We start from the raw sequence: 12155 nt of genomic DNA, 5'->3' as shown, positions 1-12155 counted from the left end.
AAAAGGGTGCGTCACAGACTTATGACACACCCTCCAGTTTTTTATATTTCCGGAAATCATAAAATCTAATGATACTTCTTTCTTATTATCCTGCTGGCTCGCAGGTTCAGCTTACTAGGGTCTTGGCGCATATACCAGAGATCCACAATTCGTACAAGATTTGAATCTTCATCATAGAAATAGATAATCTTGAAGTTCTTCATGATGATGGCGCCACGATACTTTTGCCATTTCTGCAATTCAGGAACAAAAGGATAGCCGGTCGGCATAATTTCCAAACGATGCCTAATCTTCTCATACTCAGCATTCCAATTCTTCACCGTTTTCCTTCCAAATTCAGAAAGTGCATATGCCACACACTTTTGAAATTCTGCAAGAAAAAGCCTTTCAACTTTTATTTCTACTATTTCCATCCCGGTATTGCCTTTCGCATCTGCTCTTCAAATTCATCTATGGAAATCCAATAGTCAGGATCATCCAAGTATTTCTCAACCTCTGCGCAATGCTCCATCACCTGCTCCAGCGAGCGCCCCATAGGATAGGAATCGGTGTCGTAAGCCTCATCCCAAGATACCGATGATGCTGATGCTGCCGAACGATAAGCAGGCGATGGCTCACAAACCTTATCCCCTGCTACCTTAGATTCATCGATATGATATTTCTTTTCCTCCATATTTCTTTCGCTTTTAAAGTTCCACGTTACTTATTGGTGCAAAAATACGAAGAAAGATTGGAAACCGCAAGAAAAACTTATAGAAAATGGCAGAGAACGCTGAAATTTAAAGGATTATGTGGATAAAATCCCCACGTAAAGAACAAGAAAGCCAGCCTTCTCATGCGAAAAGACTGGCTTTCTTTATCATTATTGCTGAGGGTGTGTCATAAGTCTGTGACGCACCCTTTTTTTGTGTGTGTTTCTATATATTCTAGTTGAATCGTAGTCTTTCTTCACAAAGGGAATCTTATTATATTGTATAGAAACTTTACTTTTCTTGTTTTATCGATAACAAAACAGCCCCAAAGCTCACAAAAGGGCATAGTTATCCCTGACGATAAAACAACCAAAATTGAGTTTTATCGTTTTATACCCAAATATTTCTTCAAATTGAATCCCATTCCGAACAATCCTAGATCCATGTAAACCTTGTCCATTCCAAAATGCCTGAATCGCTTATAATGCATATCTGCCTTCATCTGCCCAAATACAGCTTCCGGCTCTATCGGTCGCTGGCTTCTGTGTTTCAAGCCCTCTTCAGACGTTAGTAGCAGGAAGGCTTCCTTTTTATATGCATTCAGTTTATGGTTGACATATATGGTTCTGTTGCCTTTGGATTTCTTGCAGAGACTTCCAAGCGGACATCCATCACATCGTTGTGCTCTATATAATGTAATGACAGACACATAGCCGGAGTCACTTTTCGTTTGCCGTTGTCCACAAGGTTCCATGTGTTGTCCCATGGGGCAGACATAATAGTCATCATCCCTGTTGTAGTAGAAGTTCGCTTGGTTGAAGGCATCCTCCTTGAAAGGCTTATGCTGTTCCTTGTGAAACCAGTTGTACTTTACATAACCCATCATTTCTTCCATCTCTAGGTACTCGTAGTTCTCCTCCGAGCCATACCCTGAGTCTGCGGTGACGCTCTTGGATTGCTTTCCATATCTTTTCTTGTACTTATCCAAAAAAGGCTTGAAGGTCAGGGTGTCTGTTGGATTGGGATAAAGGGCGAAATTCGTCCAATATTGATTCTCTGTCGCAATTTGAAGGTTATAGGCAGGCTTTGTCTGCCCATTGTTCATGGCATCTTCCTTGAGGCGCATGAAGGTCGCATCGGGATCAGTCTTGGAGTAACTGTTTCTCTCGCCCAGTATATCCAGTGATTTTTCATACTCGCACAGTTTGTCCGAGGCTTTGAACAAGTGATCTATCTGAGTATTTAGCTTTTGCTTCTCTCTTCCTGTAAGCTTTGCCTTAGGAAGGTTCTTAGCTTGCCTCTCACACAAACGTGCACTTCTCTCTACATCCTTGGCGGAAGTGGCTGGCTCGCTGTCTTCTTCCTTAATGTCACTCCCGCCATTCAGGCGAATTTGTTCTTTTATCTGAGCCAATGCAGCAGAGGTCTTTTCCAAGAGCTTAGCCCTGTTCTTTTCCACAGTCTTCTTCCATACAAACGTGTACTTGTTTGCTTTCGACTCTATCTTAGTGCCATCAACATATTGTTCCTCCAGACTAATCACGCCCTTTTCAACCAATATGGAGACGACTGCATCAAAATAAAAGTCGATGCATTTAATCATATGATTGGATCTAAAGCGGTTGATTGTTGCGAAAGATAATTGCTTACCTCCACAAATCCACATATAGCGAACATCGTATTTAAGTGCGTCCGCTATGCCACGACAGGAATAAACGCCATTGATATAGGCAAAAACAACTAAACTTAGAAGCATCTTCGGACTGTAAGGAGGAGCACCAATCCCATCATAGGTATCCATGAGAGGGTTGATGTCCATACTGCGAATAATATGATCCACCATACGAACTTTGCTGTCTTTTGGCACATAATCATCGAAAGAGTTAGGAAAAAAGCTCAATTCGTGCCGAGTTTCAGATTTTATTTGTATCTTTGCCATACTTAAAGAAGTTTTCTGCAAAGATACAAATCTTTTGCGGAAAGGCAAAGCCCGAGCTTGTGAAAGTTTGGGCTTTGTTGTAAATAAAAATGTTTTTTAAAGATTTCGTATCTGTGAAAAGGCAAAAAATAAAAAGGGGTGCGTCACAGACTTATGACACACCCTCCCTTACATTTCAAACAGATTACCTGTTGCCACAGAATACGAAACCTTACACATGTTGCAAATATCAGTAATCGTAGCGCCACTTCCACTCAACGAGTAGAACACGCTCTCGCCTATCAAAACATACTCCCAGGTGCGATTCATTCTATCCTCAGGCTCCAAAGCGTTGATTTTCTTTATCCACTCAATGGTAGCTGTCTGTTTCTGACGCACATTCACGTCATCTACCTTGTCGTCGCCCTTGGTTTCAATCAGATAAACCTTATCAGCCGTGGCCACAATGAAATCAGGATGATACGTTGCCATCAAGCCATCCTTCCTCACGTAGAAGATAATGGCAAACGAATGGCCACTCTCATTAATTTTCAGGAATCTTTCCACCTCGGCATCCCTATCCAGAAACTCGATGAATGCCTTTTCCAATCCTCCTCCGTGAGAAGGATACCCCAGTCGAGGATAGATGCATTTCTGCACATCTAACGAGTAAGACTCTCTCATCTTGATAGCTTTGAGCGAAGAGAAATCCGTATAGCTCACCTCTGCATCTACCATAGTCAGGCGGTTCTGCATTTTATAGATTGCCACCGCAAACTGCTCCACGATGTGCTTCGTCACGATGCCATCCTTCGCCAGCAATATCTTCCAGTCGCTTCCTTGGAACGGGTCGAAAGGCATAGCGAAAAGTTTCTCCCTAATGTACCAGTCCATCACCTGCACCGTTTGGGCACCATTGATTTGAATGGTAGGAAAACCCTGACGGCGACAGTTCTCAAAGCGCAGGGTTACTACCCTTAGCAACTTCTGCAGATACTCATTATATCCATTGGCATTGAAGAGATTAGCCGTTACCTTATACTTGCCAAAGGTTGTCTTGGTCAAAGATTCCTGCGATACGAAGGTCTCCCCCTCCTTTGCCAGGAACTTACGGAGCAAAGACAGCGGATACATCGTGAATGGCTGTAAATCATCTAAATCTATTTCTGCATCTTCCAACTCTTCTAAGGAATCATGCAGAATAACCGGCCATTGGAAATCATACTTTTCGTAATCCTCACGAAGTCCCACGGTCAGGATATCGCCAGTGGCTCCTCCTGTACCCACGTCGCCTTCATCCACTGCAACCAAGCCTTGATCCTGCAAGTCATCATAGAACTTGATGAAAGCCGGATGCTCAACGATGGACAAGGTATCGATATAAGTGCGAGGAGGTTGATGATTCTTCAATACCCTGAGGCGGTCTTCACGCTTGATGTCGATGTAGTCAGGCTCTCGCCACATCAGTCGCAAACCTCTACCAACCAACTGCTCCAGCAGGATTGGTGCCTGCGAAGAACGGAGCGGAACGAGCACACAGATGTTGTTGACGTCAAAGCCCTCACGGAGCATCAGCACCGAGATGACCACCTTCGGACTCTTATACCTATCTATATCGAAGAGCTTCTTCTTGATTTCCTGCCATTCTTCATCCTTCACCTCGCCCTGCTTGTTGCTGTCGATGGTAACGATGTCTTCATCTTCCAGACCTTCCGACTTCAGAAACTCTTCTACAAAAGGAGATACCGTGGTGTCCTGGCAGACGATGAGCATCTTCGGGTTCTTAGACGCATCATTCTTCAGAAATTCTTCTTCCAGTTTGTTCAGCTTGGTCAATCCTGCACGGAGCATCATGCGCTGACCTTCGCTCAGTCCAACTACCTTTCCCTGCTCATCACGCTCGGCGTTGTAATCCAGGTTCTCCAGGTCGGTAAGTTCCTGCCGACGGTCGAGCAGCAACAGTTTCACCAGTCCCTGCTTCATCGCCATAGGCAAGTCAAAGTCAACAATGATATGCGGGAAAAAGAGTTTCACCTGCTTCTCTCCGGCACCCTTTGTATCAAAAGGAGTAGCAGAGAAGTCCACCTGTATGAATCTTGTACCCTTGGTGGCACTGATGGCATTCAGGCCTCTTTGCCATTCCACCTCCTCGGTTTCGCCATTACGCTTGATTTCGTGAATATGATGAGCCTCATCATTGATTACCATCAAATCCTTTAAACCAGCCAGATATTCCAGTTCGGTGCCACCCAGAGCACGGCGGTCGAGCATGCCGAGGTCGTTGCCAGCCGATTTGCCCGGACGGATAGGCAGCAGGTCGCTGATGATTTCTGCGGGTGTCACCGTGCTGGAATCGTCCACCTCCTCATCCTGCTCCTTCTCTTCCATCTGATTTTCAAACAGATGCCAGTTGGTCAGGGCAATCAGTCCCTCGCCGGTGGTCTTCCTGCCGATGCCATCCTCCTTGGTCACTACATTGTTCTGTATAAACGAAAACACCTCGTCACGATAACGCTCGGGGATGAACACCTCCTGGTTCATGTAGTAGTCGTTGGTCTGAGGGTCACGATATTCCTCATCTCGCTTCTTTCTGCCGCAGAAGGCATCCAGCAGACGGTCGTAAACAATCAGACCCGGAGCCACTATCAGGAACTTCTGCGTAAATCGTCCGCTCTCTACATCCTCGTGCCGGGCATTCAGCATCTGCCAGATTATCAGGGCATGCATCACCCACGTCTTTCCCGTGCCCGTAGCCATCTTCACTGCATACTTAGGCATCTGATATTTAGGTTTGGCAAGCTGAGCCAGGTCGGCCCTATCCATCAGTTCCGGAATGATGCCCTGATAGGCATCCATCACGCAGTTTTCTCCCATCACTTCGTGCAGATAGATGATGTTGAGGATAGCCTGTCGCTGACCCTCATGGAAATTTCTCACACGCTCGTTGCAGAAACCCTCTCCAAACCAATAGTTTAAGAGCGAGGCGGTGGTTGGGGTCACCTTCTCCAGCATCTCCCCACTCTTCCAGGCGGCATTGACCACATCGGTGAGTCGATGCGCCAATTCCAAAGATATATTACTTGAATTGATAGCCATAGTCGTAATCTCCTATTCGTTCTTAAAACTAACACTTCACATCCAGGATAACCTGACTCTCGAATCCGAACACATCTACCGCCTTGACGCAGACTTTTCGCTCGTCCTTATGCGGCATGGCAATTCGGGTGGAATATACGCAGTGCAGCGGGTCGCTGTCGTTATCCACGTTCTCACGATAATCCTGCCAGGTGCTGCGGAAGGTATCGCCGTCATAATCAGGGTCGATGCTCCAATATTCTATCAGCGAGAGAGGGTCCTGCTCCATCACCTTCTGCAAATTTTCCTTGTCCTTATCGTCCAACGGGATATTATCTGGCGAGAGCAGCACATAGTTGCTGAGACTGATATCGAGTTCATCCTCGCCATTGCCGTTCACGGTTACTTCAACTGGGTTCACCACCAGATATTGCAAAGAAGAGAAGCGGACGGTTTTGTCGGCGATGAGCTTCTTGAAACCCTTCTTAGATAGCTTGTCGAGCAGATCGGGCGGAATCACCAGCACCTCTACATTGCTGTTCTTATATTTCTCGATGGCTTGCGAGATGTCGAAGGCGAAGTTCCAGCCAAGCACGATGACTTTATCCCAGTCGCCGCCGAGCAGAGAAGCCTTGGCTTCCACGGCACGGCGAACGGTAGCAGCAGTGGTCAGGCGGTTAGGGCTATCCACCATCACCAGGTTTCGGGTGCCCTTTACGTAACCGAAGTTTCTGTCGCTCACCTGCTCTGGAGAGAATGGTAAGGCACCGAAGAGGCCTAAGACTACCTGAGAGAGATCGCCCACTCGGCGGAGTTTCTTGTTGTTATGGAAAGCCTCTTTCTGATAGTCGCCGATGCTCTGATAGAGGAACGGATTTACTTCCTGGTCGATGAAACGCTTGCGCATGACGAGGGATGCCGGCTTGCCGATGTCGCAGGTTATCCAGCGGCGGCCCAGCTTTTCGGCAACCGCTGCTGTGGTGCCGCTGCCACCGAAGAAATCGCAGACAAGGTCGCCTTCGTTGGAAGATGCCTTGATGATACGTTCGAGGAGGGATGCTGGCTTTTGAGTAGAATAACCTGTTTTTTCATTTAATAATCTAAAGACAGCAGGACAATCATCCCAAACATCATCAACAAGAGCGCCCTCAAAACGATAAATTACATCTTCATCTTTAGGCTCTCGTTTATTTTGAGAGATAAATCTTTTTACATACATATCAAATTTTACCTTATCTGTACGTGGAAAATTCTTATATGTAATAGTCTCCCCATCCTCACTATATTTTATCCATCGACTATACAAAGAATTATCTTCGATGCCTTTTCTCTGATTGTTAAAAACATAATTATTTGTTTTAGAATAACAATAGATACAATCATGCTTACGAGGAAAATAATGAGGAACAGCTTTGATACCTCCAGGATAATACCAAATTATTTGATCTCTAAAATTATCCTTGCCGAATATATCATCAAGCATTATCTTTACATAAGAATCAATATGCCAATCTATGTGAACATAGACAGTACCTGTGTCAGACAATAATTCTTTCATCAGAATAAGTCTTTTATATATCATCTTTAGATAAGAGATTGTCCCTTCTTCCCAGGTATCAGCATAGGCAAACTGTTCAACTACAGTTGGCTTTTGTTGAATATCAACACCGGGTAAAACAACCTTCGTTCTATAATCCGCCTTAGAATCAAACGGCGGGTCGATGTAGATCAAATCCACTTTGCCTCTTAATGAAGGCAAGCCCGTCTGAGGGTCTCCGGCAAGCAGCGCCTGCATGGTCAGGAGATTATCACCATACACTAGACGGTTCATCCAACTCCCCCCATCCAGGGCGGCATTGAATGCATTAGGGATATTGGGAACTTGTCCACGGAAGAATCCGGAGACATCCTTGCGAGGCAACACCAGCTCATTGGTTTGCAACCCAATGCGTGTGCCACTGCTCAATCGCTCAATGATGCGCTGAGCCTCTTGCCTACCTTCGCTTGCAATGCGAGGTAGTTCTTCAATCAATGATTTTGCCATAGCATTAAAGCTTAAATATAGTTTTAATGCGTAGCATGCTATTCTTTAAAACGAAGATTCCACCAAATACCCAAACGCAAAAACGTGGACAGTTCAACTCATCCACGTTCAGAGGTACTTGGCGGAAACCTATGTATACAGACAAGTCGAACGCCCACGTATATCGCAGGCGCTCGCACATTTATTCATGTATACATTCTTTCCACCGCCAAGTTTCCTGAACGTTTATCGAATAAACAGCAAACGCTATTATTTTAACCCACAAAAACAGACGTCATCACCCTAGGGCGAATCAATCCGAATGCAAAGATACTGCAAAAATCAGAGATAACAAAAAGATTCGCCACCTTTTTTATATTATCCCCCATTTTTCTTGCAAAATCAAAATATTCATCGTATCTTTGCAAATAGAATTTGTAGTAAGGCGAATAGCTCGCAAAAAGCTATCCTGAAAACATAGGAGATTAGATTATGACAGAAATGAACGATAGAAAATTGCCTGTAGGCATCCAGTCTTTTGCAGAAATAAGAAGAGAAGGATATCTGTATGTTGACAAGACTGATATAATCTGGAGACTTGCCAACAGGGGAAAAAAGTATAATTACCTGAGCCGCCCACGCCGCTTCGGCAAGTCCATTCTCGTGGATACACTCCAGGCTTACTTCGAGGGGAAAAAGGAACTCTTCGAAGGATTGAAGGTGATGAAACTGGAGAAAGAATGGACCTGCTATCCCGTCATTCGACTCGACATGAGTTGCGGAGGTGCTGCACCAGAAGAACTCAACTCCTATCTCGACGATGCCTTCTATAAATACGAACAGAAGTATGAAGTAGCCGTACGCCCGGAGGCTTCCCTTGCCGTCCGCTTCCAGAACATCATCGAAACGATGTTTCAAAAGACCGGAAAACAGGCGGTTATCCTCATCGATGAGTATGATTCTCCATTGCAGCATTCCTGGAAGACTCCAGAGCATGATGCCTGTACAGCCATCTATAAATCCGTGTTTGCTGTTCTGAAAAAAGAGGACGAGCACGAGCGGTTCATCTTCATCACAGGCATCACCAAGTTCACTCAAATTTCTCTCTTCTCCGTGCTCAACAACCTGAGCAACATCAGTTTTGATGCACCCTACGCCACTATCTGCGGTATTTCAAAGCAGGAAGCTGCCGAAAACTTCATACCTGAGATTGAGGCAATGGGAGAAGAAAATGGATGGACTCCAGAGGAGACTCTGAAGCAGCTCACGGCGTTTTACGACGGATATCATTTCTGCCGCAAAAATATGGTGGATATTTTCAATCCGTTCAGCCTCATCAATGCCCTGGATGATAGGGAATTGAGAAATTACTGGGCTTCATCAGGGGCCACTTCCCTATTGCCAAAGTTCGTGGATGACATGGAGATGAAGATGGAATATTTTGACCATTGCTTCATCGAGCGCGATACCCTGGAAACATCGGATGTAGTGAATGGCGGAGCCGAGCTCTTCCTCTATCAGTCGGGTTATCTCACCATCAAGGGTTACGACGATGGCGTTTACATCCTAGGCTTCCCTAACTTTGAAGTTCGCAAGGCATTATACCGGGTAGCGGTTCCTGCCTTGACCATGAAGTCGAATTCGGAAGTGGTTTCTGCGCAGAGCTTCCTCAGAAAAATGATGCAGGACGGCAATACCGCTGAAGCCAAGAAGGCATTAAAGGCTCTTATCGCCGATGTTCCATACAGCAACAAGAAGATGGCAAGTATGGATATGGAGGAACGTTACCGACTGATAATGAGTACGATATTCAGAGCCTTGGGCTTTAGGGTGGAAGTAGAAAGGATGCTGGCCACTGGCAGGATTGATATGATTGTAGAGGTTCCATCCTTCATCTACGTCCTGGAGCTGAAGCTATCGAACAATGGCGGCATTTCTGCTGCCGAGAGCCAGATAAAGGAAAAGAGCTACACAGAACCATTCAAGGCAGACAAACGCAAAGTTATCGCCCTGGCAGTGGAACTCGATGAAAAGGGCAAGGGATTGATAGATTGGAAAGAAGTGGATGAGTCTTTGTAATCAAGATAAAGCTCTTCACCCTACCCCAGATAAACAGGGAGGTTGACGGAGGTGAAGAGTGGTGAAGAGCGGGTGAAGAGTTGCTGATGACTCTTCACCTCCCGAAATGCCGATAAACACAGGGGATTTGGGAAGAAAGGTGAAGAGTGAAGAGATTTTTGCAGAATGCTAAACATAAATCATATTGATAGGATTGGGAAATCTGGTTTCCCCGTCTGAGATGACTGTCTTATAGGAACAGCCTACTGTTCTCTATTCCGCCAGTAGGCTGTTCGCCCCAAACAGCCTACTGGCCATACGCAAACAGCACACTTATCTTTCGGAGATAAATATCAGAACATCGGAGATTTATCTGCCAAAAACAGCCATATCAAAACAAAAACGAAATGAAACTTCCCTGAAATTTGGAGAGTTTAAAAAAATATATTACCTTTGCACCCGCAAAAAAGATAAGATTATGAACGGATTGTATACTATATTATTATTGGTGCTGAGCAACATTTTCATGACGCTGGCTTGGTACGGACACCTCAAGTTGCAACAAACGGGCGTGAGCAGCAACTGGCCCCTTATCGGTGTCATCGCCTTCAGTTGGGCCATCGCCTTCTTCGAATATTGCTGTCAGGTACCAGCCAACCGCATCGGTTTCGTAGATAATGGCGGACCGTTTAATCTGGTCCAGCTCAAGGTGATACAGGAATGCGTATCACTCATCGTCTTCGCCATCATCGCCAATATCCTCTTCCAGGGACAGGGATTGCACTGGAATCATTTCGCAGCCTTCTGCTGCCTGATTGCAGCCGTTTATTTCGTATTCATGAAATAGCCGGATAAGGAGTTAACTCAATATAACTCCTTATCCGGCTACCTTTTTAGTTTTACACCTGCCCTACACCAGGTTATAGATTTCGCTCGGTGTCTTGCGCTTCAATATTTCCAGCAGGAAGTCCTTGCCGGCTATGATGCCTTTGCTGCGCAGGATCTGCTCCACGGTTTTGCGTGCCAGCTCAGGATGGTTGTTCTCCTCGCTGAGATGACAGAGCCAGACGTGATGAAGCTCCGGTGTAGCATAATTGGCAAGCGCCTCGCCACAATCGTCGTTGCTCAGATGACCGTTATCTCCCAGAATGCGATCCTTCAGATACTGGGGATAATGCCCCTGCTGGAGCATCTCTACACTATGGTTCGCCTCGAGCACAAGATAGTTGGCACGGCCGATAAAGTCGTGCATCTCTTCGGTAATATGACCCACATCGGTGATGAGGCAGAAGTTCACACCTCCGCACTCCACGAAATAGCCAACATTGTCGGTACTGTCGTGGGGTACGCCGAACGGAGTAATCTTAAACTCGCCCAGTGTGAAAGTTACGTTCTTCTCTATCACACGAGCATGGTTAGGCTCTATCTTCTTTCGAACACAATAGTTGCGCTCGATGCCTTGATGTACTTTACGGGTCGTATATACCGGTAGATGATAGTCAGTACTCAGACTCCCCACCGACTTTACATGGTCGGCGTGGTCATGCGTGATGAGGACGTGATGCACATCCTCGAAGCGAAGTCCATAGTTATGGAAATGCTTCTTCAATATTCTTATTCCTACTCCTACGTCTATCAGTATCGAATCCGTATCAGTGTAAAGATAATAGCAATTGCCACTACTTCCACTGCCAAAGGATATAAATTTCAGCATTTTAATTGTTATTTTCCATGCAAAGTTAGCAAAAAAGATTCTTATTACAAAGTTTTTTACTATCTTTGTGCCGAAATATCGCAAAAAAATAGAATTTTTAAGATTTGAGAATCATGATAAAGAAGTCGATGATAGGTTTATGCATAGCTGTGGCATGCATGACCGCAAGTATATTCAGTCTTTCGGGCTGTGAACCTCACGAAGGCAGCGAGGATCAGCTGAAGGCTGATGTTGATTCGTTTGCCAACTATTATTTCAACTGGCATTTCCCGAAAGCCGTGAAGTATTGCACCCAGGAATCGGAGCGCTGGCTGCGCTATGCTGCAAGTAATGTGAACGCGACCGACGTGGAACAGCTGCGCCAGAAACCGGAGGATGCCAGCATAGAGATTACGGATATTGATTTCGGTGATGATGAAAAAACTGCCACCATAACCCTTACGGTTCATAATTTTCTGCAGATGGACAGTATCGGACAGGATCCACAGCTCATAGAACAGGCCGATTTCCAACTGCCGATGTGTATGGAAAAGGGACTCTGGAAGATTAAGTTGGATAAATTGCCTTGAAAAAGGAAGGAGTTTCTGAGGGGCATCATAATCAAAAAAAGATGCCCTACAGAAACTCCTGGCTATAAACTGTTAACTATAAACTATCAACTGTTAACTATTAACT

The 12155-nt window shown here is 45.3% G+C and carries 9 protein-coding genes; 3 read left to right on the top strand and 6 right to left on the bottom strand.

From position 1 onward, the window contains the following. Positions 1-65: 65 nt before the first annotated feature. The 5 genes from ONT08_RS08540 to ONT08_RS08520 all read right to left on the bottom strand — a co-directional run bounded on the left by ONT08_RS08540 (position 66) and on the right by ONT08_RS08520 (position 7729). Positions 66-356: a hypothetical protein gene (locus ONT08_RS08540; protein ID WP_153137318.1), complete on the bottom strand. Its 291-nt coding sequence runs from the start codon at positions 354-356 to the stop codon at positions 66-68. Between the two features lie 47 nt (positions 357-403). Further along, on the bottom strand, positions 404-673 hold the full coding sequence (locus tag ONT08_RS08535; protein ID WP_254973215.1) for a hypothetical protein: 270 nt from the start codon (positions 671-673) through the stop codon (positions 404-406). A 401-nt stretch (positions 674-1074) separates the two neighbouring features. After that, positions 1075-2631, bottom strand: coding sequence for an IS1182 family transposase (locus ONT08_RS08530; protein ID WP_264959388.1), 1557 nt, complete (start codon positions 2629-2631; stop codon positions 1075-1077). Positions 2632-2799: 168 nt separating this feature from the next. Beyond that, a complete protein-coding gene (locus tag ONT08_RS08525; RefSeq protein WP_264959713.1) occupies positions 2800-5706 on the bottom strand; it encodes a DEAD/DEAH box helicase family protein in 2907 nt (968 codons plus the stop codon). A 28-nt stretch (positions 5707-5734) separates the two neighbouring features. After that, positions 5735-7729, bottom strand: a complete 1995-nt coding sequence (locus ONT08_RS08520; RefSeq protein ID WP_264959712.1) for a site-specific DNA-methyltransferase — start codon at positions 7727-7729, stop codon at positions 5735-5737. 480 nt (positions 7730-8209) lie between these two features. Between ONT08_RS08520 and ONT08_RS08515 the strand changes: the two genes are divergently transcribed. Together ONT08_RS08515 and ONT08_RS08510 are read left to right on the top strand one after the other, a co-directional pair. Beyond that, positions 8210-9787 carry an ATP-binding protein gene (locus ONT08_RS08515; RefSeq protein WP_264959711.1) on the top strand — a complete coding sequence of 526 codons (1578 nt, stop codon included), beginning with the start codon at positions 8210-8212 and terminating at the stop codon, positions 9785-9787. 457 nt (positions 9788-10244) lie between these two features. Beyond that, positions 10245-10613, top strand: coding sequence for a DMT family protein (locus ONT08_RS08510; protein WP_040553814.1), 369 nt, complete (start codon positions 10245-10247; stop codon positions 10611-10613). Positions 10614-10676: 63 nt separating this feature from the next. Here the strand turns inward: ONT08_RS08510 and ONT08_RS08505 are convergent, their stop codons facing one another. Next, the gene (locus ONT08_RS08505; RefSeq protein WP_264959710.1) at positions 10677-11480 is read right to left on the bottom strand and encodes an MBL fold metallo-hydrolase; all 804 of its coding nucleotides are present in this window, start codon (positions 11478-11480) and stop codon (positions 10677-10679) included. 104 nt (positions 11481-11584) lie between these two features. Here ONT08_RS08505 and ONT08_RS08500 point away from each other — a divergent pair, with 104 nt between their 5' ends. Next, complete coding sequence (locus ONT08_RS08500; protein WP_264959709.1) at positions 11585-12049, top strand: hypothetical protein; 465 nt, start codon at positions 11585-11587, stop codon at positions 12047-12049. Positions 12050-12155: the final 106 nt, after the last annotated feature.

This window comes from Segatella copri, from assembly GCF_026015465.1.
GTDB lineage: Bacteria > Bacteroidota > Bacteroidia > Bacteroidales > Bacteroidaceae > Prevotella > Prevotella copri_E.
The sequence above is the reverse complement of the archived record's forward strand: the minus strand, read 5'-3'. Positions and strand labels throughout refer to the sequence as shown.

Coding starts and splice junctions, on each gene's coding strand:
- ONT08_RS08535 (WP_254973215.1), bottom strand. CDS start 673: ATGGAGGAAAAGAAATATCATATCGATGAATCTAAGGTAGCAGGGGAT.
- ONT08_RS08530 (WP_264959388.1), bottom strand. CDS start 2,631: ATGGCAAAGATACAAATAAAATCTGAAACTCGGCACGAATTGAGCTTT.
- ONT08_RS08525 (WP_264959713.1), bottom strand. CDS start 5,706: ATGGCTATCAATTCAAGTAATATATCTTTGGAATTGGCGCATCGACTC.
- ONT08_RS08520 (WP_264959712.1), bottom strand. CDS start 7,729: ATGGCAAAATCATTGATTGAAGAACTACCTCGCATTGCAAGCGAAGGT.
- ONT08_RS08515 (WP_264959711.1), top strand. CDS start 8,210: ATGAACGATAGAAAATTGCCTGTAGGCATCCAGTCTTTTGCAGAAATA.
- ONT08_RS08510 (WP_040553814.1), top strand. CDS start 10,245: ATGAACGGATTGTATACTATATTATTATTGGTGCTGAGCAACATTTTC.
- ONT08_RS08505 (WP_264959710.1), bottom strand. CDS start 11,480: ATGCTGAAATTTATATCCTTTGGCAGTGGAAGTAGTGGCAATTGCTAT.